Raw genomic sequence first — 17,666 nt, 5'->3', positions numbered from 1 at the left:
TTACTGCAACACAGCCTGACTATTTCACCGTTTGTTGATTCTGCCCCTCCCCGCATTTCCTTTTTTTTCGACCAATTATTCCACTGAACCCGATCGTTTCAGGCGTGATTATTTCCCTGCATCGGAATCCATTATTTCCGTAATATTTCACCCTGGTGACGCTTGTTTTTCTCCCTTTCACGCGGCAAATCGGCTGAAATGCCAAAAACCCGCCAATGATTTCACAAAAAATTAATCCACGCTTATCCCTTGCGAGCACTGAAGATAATCGGTATCTGAATGTCCCGCGGCCGGTCAATATTCCACTTCAGGGTTGTCAGATAACGTCAGTGTGCTACGGTATGGCCTGCTTAAATTTCAGCGGGAACGACAGGATAATATTAGATATTTCAACCAGGATTTAATGACTGCATGGCTATTAAGCTCGAAGTAAAAAATCTCTATAAGATATTTGGCGACAATCCGGATCGCGCGTTTAAATATATTGAAAAGGGTGCGACCAAAGATGTCATTCTTGAGAAGACAGGGCTCTCTCTTGGTGTAAAGAACGCCAGTCTGGCCATTGAAGAAGGCGAGATATTCGTCATCATGGGGTTATCCGGTTCAGGAAAATCGACCATGGTTCGCCTTCTCAATCGTCTGATAGAGCCGACGCGCGGCCAGGTGATTATTGACGGTGTCGATATTGCCAAAATATCAGCCAGCGAACTGCGTGACGTGCGCAGAAATAAAATCAGTATGGTATTCCAGTCATTTGCTTTGATGCCGCACATGAATGTATTAAATAATACGGCATTTGGCATGGAATTAGCGGGAGTCGCACTGGCTGAACGCCAGGAAAAAGCACTGGAAGCGTTACGTCAGGTCGGGCTGGAGAATTATGCGCACGCTTACCCGGATGAACTTTCCGGAGGGATGCGGCAGCGCGTCGGATTAGCCCGCGCACTGGCCATCAATCCCGACATCTTATTAATGGATGAGGCCTTCTCCGCTCTGGATCCGTTGATTCGTACTGAAATGCAGGATGAGCTGGTTAATTTACAAGCCAGGCATCAGCGCACCATCGTCTTTATTTCCCACGATCTTGATGAAGCGATGCGTATTGGCGACCGTATTGCCATTATGCAGGGCGGCGAAGTGATACAGGTTGGTACGCCGGATGAAATCCTGAATAACCCAGCCAATGACTATGTCCGCACCTTTTTCCGTGGCGTCGATATCAGCCATGTATTCAGCGCCAAAGATATCGCCCGTCGTAGCGCGGGAGCGTTGATCCGCAAAGCGCCAGGTTTCGGCCCGCGCTCCGCCATTAAGCTGCTGCAGGATGAAGACCGCGACTACGGTTACGTGCTGGAGAAACAGAAGTTTCTTGGCGTGGTCTCCACCGACTCGCTGAAAGCCGCGCTGGCAGCAGGTCTGGGACTCGATAGCGCCCTTCTCGACTCGCCAGCCGCGGTGCCCGCCGATACCTCACTGAGCGATCTGCTCTCGCACGTCGCTCAGGCGCCCTGTGCGGTGCCAGTGGTCGGCGAGGAGAATCAGTATGTCGGTATCATTTCCAAAAGCACGCTATTGCGCGCGTTAGATCGTGAAGGAGCCCAGCCATGAGTCAGGAAACCACCAATCCGTGGGATAGCGGCAACGCCGCCAGCAGTCAGGCTGCGCCCACCAGCAGCGGCGGTGCCGATGCCTGGGGCACGCCCGATGGCAGCGCGACACCCGATGCAGCCAGCAGCAGTGACTGGCTCAACAGCGCCCCCGCGCCCGCGCCGGAACATTTCAATATCATGGATCCGTTCCACAAAACCTGGATCCCGCTTGATCACTGGGTGACCACCGGTATCGACTGGGTGGTCAACCATTTCCGCCCGTTGTTTCAGGGTATCCGGGTACCGGTTGACTATATTCTCAGCGCCTTTCAGCAGCTGTTGCTGGGGATGCCCGCGCCGGTAGCGATTCTGGTGTTTGCGCTGATCGCCTGGCAGATCGCGACACCCGCCATGGGCATCGCCACGCTGGTATCGCTGATCGTGATTGGCGCAATTGGCGCCTGGTCGCAGGCGATGGTCACGCTGGCGCTGGTGCTTACCGCACTAATGTTCTGCATTCTCATCGGCCTGCCGCTGGGGATCTGGCTGGCCCGCAGTGAACGGGCAGCGCGTATCGTACGCCCCTTGCTGGATGCGATGCAGACAACACCCGCCTTTGTCTATCTGGTGCCGATTGTGATGCTGTTTGGTATCGGCAACGTGCCAGGCGTGGTGGTCACGATTATCTTCGCCCTGCCACCGATTGTGCGTCTGACTATTCTCGGCATTAAGCAGGTGCCCGCCGATCTGATCGAAGCGAGCGAATCCTTTGGTGCCAGTCCGCGTCAGCTGCTATTCAAAGTGCAGTTGCCGCTGGCGATGCCCACCATTATGGCGGGCGTCAATCAGACCCTGATGCTGGCGCTGTCGATGGTGGTGATCGCCTCGATGATCGCCGTGGGCGGACTCGGTCAGATGGTTCTGCGCGGTATTGGCCGTCTCGATATGGGGCTGGCTACGGTGGGTGGTGTGGGGATTGTGATCCTTGCCATTATCCTTGACCGCCTGACCCAATCGTTTGGTCGCGATAGCCGCAGCCGCGGTAATCGTCACTGGTATCACACCGGCCCGCTGGGCCTGATCTTCTCTCCTTCGCGTAAAAAATAATCTGTCGGGCGGTGCCTGCGCGCCGCCCATCCTGACGCGACATCTGAAATAAGGAATGACTATGCGCAACAGAGCCTCTCTGCTCGCCGCCGTGGTAACCACGCTGGCCGTTTCACACGTCTCCGCTGCCGATCTGCCGGGCAAAGGTATTACGGTACAACCCATACAGAGCACTATCGCTGAAGAGACTTTTCAGACCCTGATTGTCAGCCGCGCGCTGGAAAAACTCGGCTATCAGGTCAGCAAGCCGAGTGAAGTGGATTACAACGTTGGCTACACCTCTATCGCCGCTGGCGACGCCACCTTTACCGCGGTGAACTGGCAGCCGCTGCATGACGACATGTACAAAGCCGCCGGTGGCGATCAGAAGCTCTATCGTCAGGGAACCTACGTTACCGGTGCCGCCCAGGGTTATCTGATTGATAAGAAGACCGCCGAGAAATATCACATTACCAATATCGAACAGCTGAAAGATCCTAAGATCGCCAGCCTGTTTGACGCCAACGGCGATGGCAAAGCGGATATGACCGGCTGTACGCCAGGCTGGGGCTGTGAAGCGGTGATTAATCATCAGAACAGCGCCTTCGGTCTTAGTGATACCGTAACCGCCAATATGGGTAACTATTCGGCGATGGTGGCGGATACGCTGGCACGCTACAAGCAGGGTAAACCGATCCTTTATTACACCTGGACGCCCTACTGGCTGAGCGATGTGCTGAAGCCGGGCCGCGATGTGGTCTGGCTGCAGGTGCCGTTCTCTTCGCTGCCTGGCGAACAGAAGGATGTGGATACTAAGCTGCCAAACGGCGCGAACTACGGTTTCCCGGTTAACACCATGCACATCGTCGCCAACAAAGCCTGGGCGGCGAAAAACCCGGCGGCTGCCCGTCTGTTTGCGGTCATGAAGCTGCCCATTACCGATATCAATGCTGAAAACTCAGCAATGCATGCCGGACAAAACTCAGAAGAGGCGATTAACCGTCATGTGGATGGCTGGATTAAGGCGCATCAGGCTGAGTTCGATAAATGGATCAGCGAGGCGCAGGCCGCCGCGCAATAACATGAAAACATTTCCGCCTCAGGGTGGTTGATAAAAGTGCTGGCTCAGTGAGCATACGCTTTTAGTCGGGCAGTTATCTGAGGGCAGAAATTTTTCTGCCCTTTTTTTATGCCTGCTTTCCCGACTGGTATGGCCTGTTAATAAACATGCGTGTGAAATAGTTTTTTGAGTTACTATTAACCTCAAATGATTATTAGCGACCGATGCTGTTTATGAATGCGACTCGCCAGGGTCTGACGCCTGCTTTAGTAATGCTGATGTCAGTAGCAACCGGCCTCTGCGTAGCCAGTAATTACTACGTTCAGCCACTACTGAATACCATCGCTCAACAGTTTGATCTCTCTGTCAGCCTCGCCGGATTTATTGTCACCACGGCGCAGCTGGGCTACGCCTGCGGTCTGCTGCTGCTGGTGCCGCTTGGCGATCGGTTTGAACGACGCAGCCTGATTGTTACGATGATCCTGCTGGCTGCTGCGGGCATGGTGATTATCGCCCTTTCGCACTCCTTTCTCTTTTTACTGCTGGGCACGGTGATGACCGGCCTGTTCTCGGTCGCCGCACAAATCCTGGTGCCGCTGGCCGCCACGCTGGCAGAGCCGGAGCGGCGCGGCAAAATAGTGGGAACGGTAATGAGCGGTTTGCTGCTGGGGATTCTGCTGGCGCGCACCGTGGCAGGCGGCCTGGCGCAGCTTGGCGGCTGGCGTACCGTTTACTGGACTGCCAGCCTGCTGATGGTGGTGATGGCCCTGGCGCTGTGGCGATCGCTGCCGCGCGTGAAACAGTCCGTGCCCATGAGCTATCCGCAACTGCTGGCCTCCATCTTTCGCCTGTATGCGGGTAATCGGGTGCTCCGCACCCGCGCCTGGACCGGCTGCCTCTCCTTTGCCAATTTCAGCCTGCTGTGGACCTCAATGGCCTTTCTGCTCGCCGGGGCGCCCTATCACTTCTCAGAGGGCGAGATTGGCTTGCTGGGGCTGGTCGGTGCCGCGGGTGCGCTGGCCGCACGTCAGGCGGGCGCGCTGGCTGACAAGGGTAAAGCGAAGCTGACCACCCGACTGGGCCTGCTGCTTATGCTGCTGTCGTGGGCCGCCATTGCGTGGGGCGCGGAGCAGCTTGCGCCGCTGATCGTCGGCATCCTGCTGCTGGATCTGGCGGTACAGGCCGTCCATATCACCAATCAAAGCGTGATCTACACGCAGATGCCGGAGGCGCGGAACCGTCTTAATGCCGGTTACATGACCAGCTACTTTATGGGTGGCGCGGCCGGCTCACTGCTCTCCGCGACCGCTTACCATCTTTGGGGCTGGTATGGCGTCTGTGGCGCTGGCGCGCTGCTGACTGTGGTTAATCTGCTGATTTGGGCAGCCGGATCGCGCTTTGAGCCGGAAAAAATCAACTGAAGCCTGGCCGGACAGCGCATTGCGTCTGGTCACAAATGGTTAGGTTTGTTATGGTTAGTAGCAAACCTATTCACTTCAGTTATTTTTCCCCGCGATATTATTAAATTTGCCCCCTTTTTGATCACGTTCCGGCACAGCGGCTGCCGCCGGACGTACGGGTTTTTGACCCAGGGCCAGGGAATGGCCTGGAATACCTTTGATGGTGAATAGTGATTCTGTCAGCGATCACCTGCCAAAAAGTGACTACGCTTATCCTGTCACCATAGTTATTATACAAGTTGCAATTAGTGAGGTTTTTTTTAATGGAAAGTTCGTTTACTCCCATTGAGCAGATGCTAAACATCCGTGCCAATCGCCATAAGGATTTTCCGTTGCAGGAAATTATTCTGACGCGTCTCTGTATGCATATGCAGGGTAAACTGCTGGACAACCGCAATAAGATGCTGAAAGCACAGGGTATTAATGAAACCCTGTTCATGGCGTTGATTACGCTGGATGCACAGGAAAACCATAGTATTCAGCCCTCTGAGCTCAGCTCTGCCCTTGGCTCTTCACGTACCAATGCCACGCGCATTGCTGATGAACTGGAAAAGCGCGGCTGGATTGAGCGTCGCGAAAGCGATCACGACCGTCGCTGCCTGCACCTGCATCTGACCGATAAAGGGATGGAGTTCCTGCGTCAGCTGCTGCCACCTCAGCATCAGAGCCTGCAGTACCTGTGGTCGTCGCTCTCCGTCGATGAGAAGTCGCAGCTGGAAGGCATCACCCGTAAGCTACTTAATCGTCTTGATAAAATGGATGAAGATCAGCTGATCGCCTCGCTTTCCCGCTAATAGCAATAAGTGCGACACAATCACCTGTCGGAATCGTTATTTTAATTTCCTTTTTTATCTGGCCAGCGCTCAGTCGCTGGCTTTTTCGACTCGGGCGCTGGCGAAAAGGGATTTCTGCCGCCCGACTAAATGGAAAACGTGGAGAAAGACATGAGTGCAACGGCAGAAGCACAAAGCCCGCAACCGTCAGCCAACAAAAAGAAGAAGCGCAAAAGTGTGCTCATCGTGCTGGCGTTGATCTTTGTGCTGATTGGTATTGCCTGGGGAGTTTACTGGTTCCTGGTCCTGCGCCATTTTCAGGAAACGGATGACGCCTACGTTGCGGGTAACCAGGTGCAGGTGATGGCACAGGTCTCCGGTAGCGTGAATAAAGTCTGGTTTGAAGATACCGATTTCGTCAAAAAAGGCGATGTGCTGGTTTCACTGGATAAGACGGATGCGGAGCAGGCGTTTGAAAAAGCGCAGACGGCACTCGCCACCAGCGTGCGTCAGACGCATCAGCTGATGATTAATGGCAAACAGTATCAGGCCAGCATTACCTTGCAACAGACCGCTCTGGCGCAGGCACAGGCCGACCTGAAACGCCGTGAGCCGTTAGGCGCGGCTAATCTGATTGGCCGTGAAGAGTTGCAGCACGCCCGCGATGCCGTCGCGACGGCCAAAGCACAACTGGACGTGGCGATTCAGCAATACAATGCGAATCAGGCGATGATCCTCAACACCTCACTGGAAAATCAGCCTGCCGTGCAACAGAGCGCGGCTGAGCTGCGTGACGCCTGGCTGGCGCTGCAGCGCACCGAAATCCGTAGCCCGATGGATGGTTTTGTCTCCCGTCGCAGCGTGCAGGTCGGTTCGCAAATCTCCACCAGCACCCCGCTGCTCGCCGTCGTGCCTGCAACGAATCTGTGGGTCGATGCCAACTTTAAAGAGACCCAGCTGGCTGGCGTTCGTATTGGTCAGCCTGTCACCGTGGTTGCCGACATCTACGGTGACGAAGTGGTTTATCAGGGCAAAGTTGCAGGACTGGATATGGGCACCGGCAGCGCCTTCTCACTGTTGCCGGCACAGAATGCCACCGGTAACTGGATCAAAGTGGTTCAGCGCCTGCCAGTTCGTATCGAACTGAATCAGGAAGATATCGCCAGACATCCGCTGCGTATTGGCCTCTCAACGCTGGTTAAAATCGATACCACCAGCAAAGAGGGCAGCGCGCTGGCCACCAGCGCCCGTCAGCAAGCCGCTTACAGCAGCAACGCACTGGCGATTGACCTTGCGCCGGTCAATCAGCTGATCACCGATATCGTCCGCGCCAACGCCGGATGATGACGCGGAGGCTGTAATGGCACAAAAACCGCTTGAAGGAATGCCGCTGGTCCTGATGACCATTGCGCTATCGCTGGCGACGTTCATGCAGGTTCTGGACTCGACCATCGCCAACGTGGCTATCCCTACGATTGCCGGTAATCTGGGGGCGTCGAACTCCCAGGGAACCTGGGTGATCACCTCGTTTGGTGTGGCCAATGCGATCTCGATCCCGCTGACCGGCTGGCTGGCAAAACGCATCGGTGAAGTGAAGCTCTTTACCTGGTCGACCATTCTGTTTGCTATCGCCTCCTGGGCGTGCGGCATGTCAGACAGCCTGGAGATGCTGATCTTCTTCCGCGTCATTCAGGGGATCGTCGCGGGTCCCTTGATCCCGCTGTCGCAAAGTCTGCTGCTCAACAACTATCCGCCCGCCAAGCGCAGTGTTGCGCTGTCGCTGTGGGCGATGACGGTGATCGTCGCCCCAATCTGTGGCCCGATACTGGGCGGCTGGATCAGCGATAACTATCACTGGGGCTGGATCTTCTTTATCAACGTGCCCATTGGTGTGGCGGTGGTAATACTGACGCTGCAAACCCTGCGCGGCCGGGAAACCAAAACCGAAATCCGGCGGATCGATATGGTCGGGCTGGTGCTGCTGGTGGTGGGGATCGGCTGTTTGCAGGTGATGCTGGATCGCGGAAAGGAGCTCGACTGGTTTAACTCGTCCGAGATCATCGTGCTCGGGGTAGTGGCCGTGATTGCGCTGTCAGTCCTGCTGGTGTGGGAGCTGACTGACGATCACCCGATCATAGATCTGTCGCTGTTTAAGTCGCGCAACTTCACCATTGGCTGCCTGTCGATCAGTCTGGCTTATATGCTCTACTTCGGCTCGATTGTTCTGTTGCCGCAGCTGCTGCAGGAGGTCTACGGCTACACCGCAACCTGGGCCGGTCTGGCGTCTGCGCCAGTGGGCATTTTGCCGGTGATCCTGTCGCCGATCATCGGACGCTTTGCCCATAAGCTCGACATGCGACGGCTGGTCACGTTCAGCTTCATTATGTATGCCGTCTGCTTCTACTGGCGCGCGTATACGTTTGAACCGGGAATGGACTTTGGTGCCTCAGCCTGGCCGCAGTTTATTCAGGGCTTTGCCGTGGCCTGCTTCTTTATGCCGCTGACCACCATTACGCTGTCGGGACTGCCGCCGGAGCGCATGGCCGCTGCCTCCAGCCTGTCGAACTTTATGCGTACCTTTGCAGGCTCGGTGGGAACGTCGATTACCACCACTATGTGGAGTAACCGCGAGTCGATGCATCATAGCTACCTGACGGAGTCGATCACCCCGTACAACGTCAATTCTCAGCAGATGTATAGCCAGCTGGAGAGCATGGGGATGACGCAGCAGCAGGCGTCGGCCTGGATCGCGCAGCAGATTACCAATCAGGGACTGATTATTTCAGCGAATGAAATTTTCTGGGCGTCGGCGGGGGTCTTTTTGATTCTGCTGGTGCTGATCTGGTTTGCCCGTCCGCCGTTTAGCGCAGGCGGCGGTGGCGGTGGCGCGCACTGATGTGACACAGCAAAACGGGCCTTTCGGCCCGTTTTTTTATGCGTTCTGACGCCACCATTCGGCGAGCAGTACGCCGGTTGCGACCGAGACGTTAAGGCTTTCTACGTTGCCGGTGCCGCCAATCGACAAGCTCATGTCACCCTGTTTGAACGCGGTATCAGAAAGACCTTCACGCTCCTGCCCTAACACCAGCACCATTTTCTCCGGCAGCTGAGCCTGCGCCAGCGGCGTGCCCTGATGGCTGGAGGTGGTGACGATGGTGTAACCCGCTTTACGGAACGCTTCCAGACCTTCACTGAAGGTTGCGCCGCTGATGGCCTGCACATGCTCAGCACCGCCTTCTGCGGTACGTACCGCTGCGCCGGACTCCAGCAGTGAGGCGTCGTTCACCAGCAAACCTTTTACGCCAAAGTGCGCGCAGCTGCGCATAATCGCGCCGAGGTTATGCGGGTTGCTGACATCTTCCAGTGCCAGCACGCAATCTTTGGTATTCGCCTGGCTCAGCCATTCAGAAACCGCCATACCCATGCGCTTTTTGATCAGGAAGCAGACGCCACCATGATGCTCAGTGCCTGACGCTTTGGTAATCTCAGCATCTTCCACGACGTGATAGGCTTTGCGGTTAGCCGCCAGCCAGCGTAGCGCTTCGCGGAAACGCGGTGTCACTTCCTGCACGAACCAGGCGCGAACAATCGCTTCAGGACGGCTCTGGAACAGCGCCTGACAGGCGTTCTCACCATAGACGCGCGTCTCTTCGTTACGCTGACGACGGATCTGCTCGGGATCGACGAAGCTCTTGCCGCTGATGCCGCCGTGATCCGGCTTATCGCTTTCGGTTGCCGGACGATCTGCTGATGGCGCGCGAGACACGGTGCGCCATGGGGAATCGCTGCTGCCATAGGCGCCGCGATTATCATCGCCACGATCGTTGCGGCGGCCTGCGCCATCTTCTGAACGGCGTGGAGCGCCACGTCCGCCTTCATCACGACGCGGTGAACTGCTGCGACCGGTGTCGTCGCTGCGACGGCCAGCGGAGCGACCACCTTCCTGACTGCGTTCAGTACGGGGGCCAGACGAACGACGATTATCATCCGAACGGGCAGCAGCGTGACCACCTTTGCCTGTACGAGGATTAGGCGCGCGCGCGCTTTTATCGTCCTCGCCACGCACGTACATCACCTTAACCTTACCGCTCTTGCCTTTAAATTCGTCGTTCATGTCTTCCTCCTGCATTGAGAGCGCGCAGATTACCTGATGTGCTGGCGCTTAGCTATCAACTATTGAACCTATAGAGCAATCCAGATTGAGAGGGAATCCGTCCCCTTTCATAATGAACAATATTTATCAGACTGACACTTTTCAACATCAGAGGTTCCTATGAATACGGTATGCGCTTCCTGTCAGGCAACCAATCGCGTTCCTGAAGAACGCCTTGCCGACGTGGCGAAATGTGGTCGCTGTGGAAATGCGTTATTTGATGGCGAAGTGGTGAATGCCACCAGCGCTAACTTTGACAAATATCTGCAGGATGATCTGCCGGTGGTGATCGATTTCTGGGCGCCCTGGTGTGGTCCCTGTGTCAATTTTGCGCCGGTGTTTAAAGATGTCGCCAGTGAACGCAGCGGTAAAGTCCGCTTTATTAAAGTGAACACCGAAGCGGAACCGGCCCTGAGCGCCCGTTTCAACATTCGCAGTATCCCGACCATCATGCTGTTTAAGAACGGCGAACGGGTCGACATGCTGAATGGCGCGATGCCCAAAGCGCCTTTCAATGAATGGCTGGATGAGTCACTTTAATCTTCAGAGGCCAGCCTGGCTGGCCTTTTCCTTTTCGCCTGCGCTTCGATTACACTGACGTTTTTCCTGCCCTGAATACTCATGTCTGATAATGCTGTTTTGCGCTTGCGCACCCAACGCCTTGCCCGATCCACTCGTCCTTTCCTCGCACGCGGGAACCGGGTCATCCGCTGTCAGGGCTGCCTGCTGCCAGAGGTCAACTGTCTCTGCAGTCAGATCGTGCCGCAGTCCGCCCGTAGCCGCTTCTGCCTGGTGATGTTCGATACCGAGCCGATGAAGCCGAGCAACACCGGCCGGCTGATTGCCGATATTCTGCCGGATACCCAGGCTTTTGGCTGGTCACGCACCGAGCCGGATCCGCTGCTGCTGGCGGCGGTGCGCAATCCCGATTATCAGCCGCTGGTGGTTTTCCCGGCCGCTTATGCCGACCCCGGTCGCGAAGTGCTGACAACGCCGCCCGTCAGTGGCAAGCCGCCGCTGTTTATTATGCTGGACGGCACCTGGACCGAAGCCCGCAAAATGTTCCGTAAAAGCCCCTGGCTCGACGCCCTGCCGGTGATGTCGCTGGATGTCAGTACCCCGTCGCGCTATACGCTGCGTGAAGCCCACGGCGCAGGTCAGCACTGTACTGCTGAAGTGGCCGCGGCGCTGCTGGCGCAGGCGGGCGATCGGCTAGCAGCTGAGGCGTTATCTCACCATTTTGATCAGTTCCGCGCGGCCTACCTGGCAGGGAAACCGCACCACGCCGGACAGGTTTAATCGCCCAGTCACCTCCTGGCGGGAGCGTCCCTGCGCTGACAGAGATTAAAATCGGAATGCGCAGCCTGCGATCTGCCCGGAAGCACTGCCAGCAAAAAGCGTTTACAATCACGCAAATCCCGAACTCTGGAGAGCGAGATGAGCCAACGCGGACTGGAAGCGCTGTTACGACCTAAATCAATTGCGGTGATTGGTGCCTCGGTCACGCCAGGGCGCGCCGGATACTTTATGATGCGTAACCTGCTGGCGGGCGGTTTTAGCGGCCCGGTGTTGCCGGTGACGCCGAAATATAAAGCGGTCAGCGGCGTACTGGCCTGGCCCACTATCGACAGCTTACCTTTCGCGCCAGACCTGGCAGTAATCTGCACCCATTCAAAACGTAACCTCGAACTGCTGCAACAGCTCGGGGAGAAAGGCTGCAAGGCCTGCATTATTCTTTCTGCGCCCGCCAGCCAGTCGGCTGAACTCAAAGCCTGCGCCAGCCAGTGGCAGATACGTCTGCTGGGACCGAACAGTCTTGGCCTGCTGGCCCCCTGGCAGGGATTGAATGCCAGCTTCTCGCCAGTGCCGATAGAGAAAGGCCGTATCGCATTTATCTCCCAGTCCGCCGCCGTATCCAACACCATTCTCGATTGGGCGCAGCAGCGTAATCTCGGATTCTCCTGGTTTATCGCGCTGGGTGACAGTCTGGATACCGATGTCGATGATCTGCTCGACTTCCTGGCTCGCGACGGTAAAACCAGCGCTATCCTGCTCTATCTTGAGCACCTCAGCGATGCGCGTCGTTTTGTTTCTGCCTCACGCAGCGCCTCTCGTAATAAACCGATTCTGGTGATCAAGAGTGGTCGCAGCCGGGAAGCACAGGCGCTGCTGGGCACCCACAGCGGTCTGGACGCCGCCTGGGATGCAGCCATTCAGCGTGCCGGGTTACTGCGGGTGCAGGATACCCATGAGCTCTTCTCCGCCGTTGAGTCGCTGAGTCATATGCGGCCGCTGCGTGGCGACAGGCTGATGATCATCAGTAATGGTGCCGCCCCCGCCGCGCTGGCGCTGGATGAGCTCTATGCCCGCAACGGGAAACTGGCGCAGCTCAGCGAGCAGACGATTCAGCAGCTCGAGGCGCTGTTGCCCGCTGGCGCAGGCCGCGGCAACCCGCTGGATTTAAAAGATGACGCCACAGCAGAACGTTATGCCGCCTGCACAGAGATCCTGCTCGACAGCCATGAACTTGATGCATTGATGATTATTCATGCGCCAAGCGCGGTCGCGCCCGCGACTGAAACGGCCGGACATCTGATCGACACCATCGCCCGTCACCCGCGCGGTAAGCTGGTGACGCTGCTGACCAACTGGAGCGGCGAGTTCTCTTCACAAGCCGCGCGCCGAGCCTTTACGCAGGCGGGCATACCGACCTGGCGCACGCCAGAGGGAACAGTGACCGCCTTTATGCATCAGGTTGAGTACCGCCGTAACCAGAAGCAGCTGCGCGAAACCCCTGCCCTGCCCGCCACCCTGAACCTGGATAGCGCTCATGCACACCAGCTGCTGTCACAGGCGCTGGAGCGTGGTGTTACCGCGCTGGATACCCACGAAGTGCAGCCGGTGTTGCAGGCTTACGGCCTGGCCACGCTGCCGACCTGGATCGCCAGCGACAGTAAGGCGGCAGTGGCGATTGCCGATCAGATTGGCTATCCGGTGGCGCTAAAATTGCGTTCACCCGATATCGCGCATAAATCGGAGGTGCAGGGCGTGATGCTCTACCTGCGTAATGCCAGCGAAGTGGAGCATGCCGCTGAGGCCATTTTTGATCGGGTAAAACAGACGTTGCCGCAGGCACGTATCGAAGGGCTGCTGGTTCAGAGCATGGCGAGTCGTGCAGGCGCACAGGAGCTGCGGGTCGTGGTCGAACAGGATGCCCTGTTTGGCCCGATCATTATGCTGGGGGAAGGCGGCGTTGAATGGCAGGCCGATAAACAGGCTGCCGTTGCCCTCCCCCCGCTGAATATGACGCTGGCACGCTATCTGGTGATTCAGGCGATCAAGAGCGGAAAAATCCGCAGCCGCAGCGCGCTGAATCCGCTGGATATCCCCGGTTTAAGCCAGCTGCTGGTGCAGGTCTCTAACCTGGTGGTGGATTGCCCGGAGATCCAGCGACTGGATATTCATCCGCTGCTGGCGGCGGGCAATGATTTTACCCTGCTGGATGTCACCCTGACGCTGGCTCCATTCCACGGCGATAACGAAGCACGGCTGGCAATACGTCCTTATCCTCAGCATCTGGAAGAGCAGGTAGAGTTAAAGGATGGGCAATTCTGCCTGTTCCGGCCCATTCTGCCAGAGGATGAGCCTCTGCTGCGCGATTTCATCAGTCAGGTCACCAAAGAAGATCTCTACTACCGCTACTTCAGTGAAATTAGTGAGTTTACTCATGATGATCTCGCCAACATGACCCAGATCGATTATGACCGCGAGATGGCGATTGTGGCGGTACGTCAGCATCATGGACGATCCGAGATCATCGGCGTCACCCGGGCTATCTCTGATGCAGATAACATTGATGCGGAGTTTTCGGTGCTGGTCCGTTCCGACCTGAAAGGCTTAGGCATGGGCCGTCGTCTGCTGGAAAAGATGATCCGCTATACCCGGCATCACGGCTTGCAACAATTGAACGGTATCACCATGCCCCATAACCGCGGCATGATTACGCTGGCACGAAAGCTAAACTTTCATGTTGATATTCAACTGGATGACGGTATTGTCAGCCTGAAATTGTCTTTACAGAATGAGATCAACTAACCTTGTAGAGAAAGGTAAAAAACGTTCGAATCGGCGAAGTTGATGTTATTATTTGTGGTTATAACCCTGATTTGATGGCAAAAGGCCATGCAATGAACAGAGAAGAAGTGCACTGTGATGTTGTCTAAATTTAAACGTAACAAACACCAACAACACCTCGCACAGCTGCCGAAACTGTCACAATCCGTTGCGGATGTGTCGACACTTTACTCGCCTGCCGAATTTCGCCAGACGTTGCTGGAGAAGATTGCTGCAGCGCAGACTCGCATCTGTATTGTTGCGCTCTATCTGGAAAATGATGACGCCGGACGTGCCGTCATGGATGCGCTTTATAGTGCGAAGCAGGCGCGGCCGGAGCTGGATATCTCGATTCTGGTTGACTGGCACCGTGCGCAGCGTGGGCGAATTGGCGCAGCGCGAGGCGTAACCAATGCCGACTGGTATTGCGAAATGGCGACACGTTATCCGGATATTGCCATCCCGGTTTATGGTATCCCGGTCAATACCCGTGAAGCGCTGGGCGTGCTCCACCTTAAAGGGTTCATTATTGATGATATGCTGCTCTACAGCGGCGCCAGCATCAATGATGTCTACCTGCATCAGCATGATAAGTATCGCTATGACCGTTATCAGGTTATCCGTAATTCCCAGCTGACAGATACGATGTATGACTGGATCACGCTCAATCTGAAGTCAGCAGAGGCGGTAAACCGACTCGATTTTGCTGAGCGCCCCTCAAGTCCTGAAATTAAAAATGAGACACGCCAGTTCCGTCAGGATCTGCGCGGTTTCAATTATCAGTTTGAAGGGAATGCCGGCAACGATGAACTGACGGTCACGCCGCTGGTCGGTCTGGGTAAGCATAGCCTGCTCAATAAAACCATTTTCCACCTGATGCCCTGTGCGGAACAGAAGCTGATCATCTGTACCCCCTACTTCAACATGCCCGCCTTGCTGGTACGTAATATCATTCATCTTCTGCGTCAGGGAAAACAGGTTGAGATCATCGTCGGCGATAAAACAGCCAATGACTTCTATATTGCGCCCGATCAGCCGTTCAAAATCATCGGCGCACTGCCTTACCTGTATGAAATCAATCTGCGTCGCTTTATGAGCCGTTTGCACTACTACGTTACGACCGATCAGCTGGTCGTGAGACTGTGGAAGGATGGCGAGAACAGTTATCACCTTAAAGGAATGTGGGTTGATGACGAATGGCAGCTGATTACCGGTAATAACCTCAATCCACGTGCCTGGCGGCTCGATCTGGAAAATGCGGTGCTGATCCACGATCCTCATCAGGAGTTAGCGGCTCAGCGTGAGAAGGAACTGACGTTAATCCGGCATAACACGACGGTAGTGACGCATTTCCGTGAGCTTGAAAGTATTGCTGATTACCCGGCCAAGGTGCGCAAGCTGATTCGCCGTCTGCGCCGGATACGTATCGATCGCCTGATCAGCCGGATTCTTTAATCGCTGCGGCCAATAAGGCATCTGCTATGCGAAGTGTGCTGCTTGCTGGGCTGTTGTGTAGTGGATGCGCCCATATGGCTAAAGATCAGTAGACCGGACGGGATAAAGCGGAGCATTTTGTCGCCTCTGCAGTCCTGGCCGCTGCCGGCAGTGAATATGGGCAGCGCCAGCACCATTCTGACCGGCAAAGCCAGACTGTTTTCATTAACGCCTGGGGCGGGAAAAGAGTGGTATGACAGCCGCCCGAATGGCAGCGGCTGGAGCTGGAAAGATTTCGCCTGGGATGCCGCCGGTGCTGCCAGCGGCATTGCCCTGTGGAATCTGAGTCAGTAGCTTTCTCTGTTAAAGCTTAATCCCCTTACCGCGCTTGTGCAGCAACAGCGACACCAGAAATGCCACCGCGCCCATCGCTGAAACATACCAGAAGAAAGTCGTCTCAATCCCCTGCTGCTTCATCAGCAACGCAACATACTCTGCCGACCCACCAAAGATCGCATTCGCTACTGCGTAAGATAGTCCTACACCCAGTGCGCGCACCTGTGGCGGAAACATTTCTGCTTTAAGAATGCCACTGATGGCGGTGTAGAAGCTGGTAATCAGCAGCGCCAGCATGATTAACAGGAAAGCCACACCGGGACTTTGCACGTTTTGCAGCAGGGTCAGAATGGGGACCGTACAGATGGCCGCGCCCGCGCCAAAAATCATCATCGAGGTGCGACGACCGATTTTATCTGACAGGGCACCGATAATCGGCTGAATCAGCATAAAGACCAGCAGCGCACCGGTCATCAGGCCGCTGGCGGTTTTAGGATCCATACCTGACGTATTAACCAGATACTTCTGCATGTAGGTAGTGAAGGTGTAAAAACTCAGGGAGCCGCCTGCGGTGAAACCCAGCACCATCAGGAAGGGACGAGTATGATTACGCAGTAACCCGATTACGCTACCCGCATCGCGATGTTCGCGGCTCGTCTTATCTGAGGTCTCTTCCAGTGAGCGTCTTAACCATAATGCGACAACGGCGAGGAGTGCGCCGAGGAAGAACGGAATACGCCAGCCCCAGCTTCGCAGTTCTGCATCCGTCAGCAGAAATTGCAGGACCACGACGGTGAGTACCGCCGCTAACTGGCCACCAATCAGCGTGACATACTGGAATGAGGCGTAGAATCCTTTGCGTCCTTCCAGAGCCACTTCGCTCATGTAGGTTGCACTGGTCCCATATTCTCCGCCCACCGATAATCCCTGAAACATACGCGCCAGCAGCAGAATGACGGGCGCAGCCACGCCGATCGTTGCGTAACCGGGTAAGCAGGCGATCACCAGCGAACCAAAACACATCATGCAGACCGAAACCAGCATCGAATTTTTTCGGCCATGTTTGTCGCCGATATAGCCGAATAGCCAGCCGCCAATCGGACGCATTAAAAATCCTGCCGCAAAAACGCCCGCTGTCTGTAACAACTGAGTGGTGGTATCGCCCTGCGGAAAGAAAATGTGGGCAAAATAGAGTGAGAAGAAGGAGTAAACGTAGAAGTCGAACCACTCAACCAGGTTACCCGATGACGCGCCGACGATAGCCCAGATACGTTTCTTTGTATCATCCGTCTGAGTTTTATTATTTGTGGGTGCCATGCCTTACCTCTGTTCCTTGCTGATCAACAGCGTTTAAAGGAGTGAGTAAAGCATTTAAGTCTACTGAAGGTAAAGGCGGCGTAATCCGAGATTATTATTGTGAGCCATGTCGCTAATTATCGAAAAATCAGCGGGTTGCTGGTCATTCAGAGGTGGAGAATGGGGAGTTAAGGGTGACATACCGCGTGCCTGCAGATCATATTTTCAGCTTAACGTGGCAAAGTGCAGACGTAAAAAAGCCCCGCACTTCCGTGCGGGGCTTCTTCACTTATTTGATGCCTGGCAGTTCCCTACTCTCGCATGGGGAGACCCCACACTACCATCGGCGCTACGGCGTTTCACTTC

At 55.7% G+C, this 17,666-nt stretch carries 13 protein-coding genes and 1 pseudogene; 12 read left to right on the top strand and 2 right to left on the bottom strand.

Annotation, left to right across the window (positions count from 1 at the left end; genetic code table 11):
• Nucleotides 1–411: 411 nt before the first annotated feature.
• From proV to emrB, 7 genes are all read left to right on the top strand, one after another.
• Nucleotides 412–1,608, top strand: a complete 1,197-nt coding sequence (gene proV, locus ACVKSX_RS20965) for a glycine betaine/L-proline ABC transporter ATP-binding protein ProV (RefSeq protein WP_010672155.1) — start codon at nucleotides 412–414, stop codon at nucleotides 1,606–1,608.
• Nucleotides 1,605–2,696 carry a glycine betaine/L-proline ABC transporter permease ProW gene (proW, locus tag ACVKSX_RS20960; protein ID WP_182504423.1) on the top strand — a complete coding sequence of 364 codons (1,092 nt, stop codon included), beginning with the start codon at nucleotides 1,605–1,607 and terminating at the stop codon, nucleotides 2,694–2,696. The genes proV and proW overlap by 4 nt, the downstream gene beginning before the upstream one ends.
• Before the next feature lie 61 nt (nucleotides 2,697–2,757).
• Nucleotides 2,758–3,756, top strand: a complete 999-nt coding sequence (proX, locus tag ACVKSX_RS20955; protein ID WP_010257785.1) for a glycine betaine/L-proline ABC transporter substrate-binding protein ProX — start codon at nucleotides 2,758–2,760, stop codon at nucleotides 3,754–3,756.
• Nucleotides 3,757–3,968: 212 nt separating this feature from the next.
• The gene (locus tag ACVKSX_RS20950) at nucleotides 3,969–5,156 is read left to right on the top strand and encodes an MFS transporter (RefSeq protein ID WP_158149093.1); all 1,188 of its coding nucleotides are present in this window, start codon (nucleotides 3,969–3,971) and stop codon (nucleotides 5,154–5,156) included.
• 302 nt (nucleotides 5,157–5,458) lie between these two features.
• Nucleotides 5,459–5,989 carry a transcriptional repressor MprA gene (gene mprA / locus ACVKSX_RS20945; RefSeq protein ID WP_003850381.1) on the top strand — a complete coding sequence of 177 codons (531 nt, stop codon included), beginning with the start codon at nucleotides 5,459–5,461 and terminating at the stop codon, nucleotides 5,987–5,989.
• A gap of 150 nt (nucleotides 5,990–6,139) precedes the next feature.
• Nucleotides 6,140–7,312 (top strand): multidrug efflux MFS transporter periplasmic adaptor subunit EmrA, encoded by a 1,173-nt coding sequence (emrA, locus tag ACVKSX_RS20940; protein WP_010257791.1) that lies wholly within the window; start codon nucleotides 6,140–6,142, stop codon nucleotides 7,310–7,312.
• A gap of 16 nt (nucleotides 7,313–7,328) precedes the next feature.
• The gene (gene emrB, locus ACVKSX_RS20935; RefSeq protein WP_010257793.1) at nucleotides 7,329–8,864 is read left to right on the top strand and encodes a multidrug efflux MFS transporter permease subunit EmrB; all 1,536 of its coding nucleotides are present in this window, start codon (nucleotides 7,329–7,331) and stop codon (nucleotides 8,862–8,864) included.
• Between the two features lie 36 nt (nucleotides 8,865–8,900).
• On the opposite strand, the gene ACVKSX_RS20930 is transcribed toward emrB, so the two are convergent.
• Complete coding sequence (locus ACVKSX_RS20930) at nucleotides 8,901–10,082, bottom strand: tRNA/rRNA methyltransferase (protein WP_354439562.1); 1,182 nt, start codon at nucleotides 10,080–10,082, stop codon at nucleotides 8,901–8,903.
• A 159-nt stretch (nucleotides 10,083–10,241) separates the two neighbouring features.
• On the opposite strand from ACVKSX_RS20930, the gene trxC reads away from it, so the two are divergent.
• The 5 genes and pseudogenes from trxC to ACVKSX_RS20905 all read left to right on the top strand — a co-directional run bounded on the left by trxC (nucleotide 10,242) and on the right by ACVKSX_RS20905 (nucleotide 16,022).
• The gene (gene trxC, locus ACVKSX_RS20925) at nucleotides 10,242–10,661 is read left to right on the top strand and encodes a thioredoxin TrxC (protein ID WP_010257800.1); all 420 of its coding nucleotides are present in this window, start codon (nucleotides 10,242–10,244) and stop codon (nucleotides 10,659–10,661) included.
• 81 nt (nucleotides 10,662–10,742) lie between these two features.
• Nucleotides 10,743–11,420, top strand: coding sequence for a tRNA-uridine aminocarboxypropyltransferase (locus ACVKSX_RS20920; RefSeq protein ID WP_022624064.1), 678 nt, complete (start codon nucleotides 10,743–10,745; stop codon nucleotides 11,418–11,420).
• Nucleotides 11,421–11,558: 138 nt separating this feature from the next.
• Nucleotides 11,559–14,216 (top strand): bifunctional acetate--CoA ligase family protein/GNAT family N-acetyltransferase, encoded by a 2,658-nt coding sequence (locus ACVKSX_RS20915; protein WP_010672150.1) that lies wholly within the window; start codon nucleotides 11,559–11,561, stop codon nucleotides 14,214–14,216.
• 117 nt (nucleotides 14,217–14,333) lie between these two features.
• Complete coding sequence (gene pssA / locus ACVKSX_RS20910) at nucleotides 14,334–15,689, top strand: CDP-diacylglycerol--serine O-phosphatidyltransferase (RefSeq protein ID WP_022624062.1); 1,356 nt, start codon at nucleotides 14,334–14,336, stop codon at nucleotides 15,687–15,689.
• 26 nt (nucleotides 15,690–15,715) lie between these two features.
• Nucleotides 15,716–16,022 (top strand): annotated as a pseudogene (locus tag ACVKSX_RS20905) (YfiM family lipoprotein).
• 9 nt (nucleotides 16,023–16,031) lie between these two features.
• Here ACVKSX_RS20905 and ACVKSX_RS20900 read toward each other — a convergent pair.
• Nucleotides 16,032–17,321: an MFS family transporter gene (locus tag ACVKSX_RS20900; RefSeq protein ID WP_010257813.1), complete on the bottom strand. Its 1,290-nt coding sequence runs from the start codon at nucleotides 17,319–17,321 to the stop codon at nucleotides 16,032–16,034.
• Nucleotides 17,322–17,666: the final 345 nt, after the last annotated feature.

It is taken from the genome of Pantoea sp. PvP021, assembly GCF_054056055.1.
This window is presented reverse-complemented; position numbering and strand designations above follow the sequence as displayed.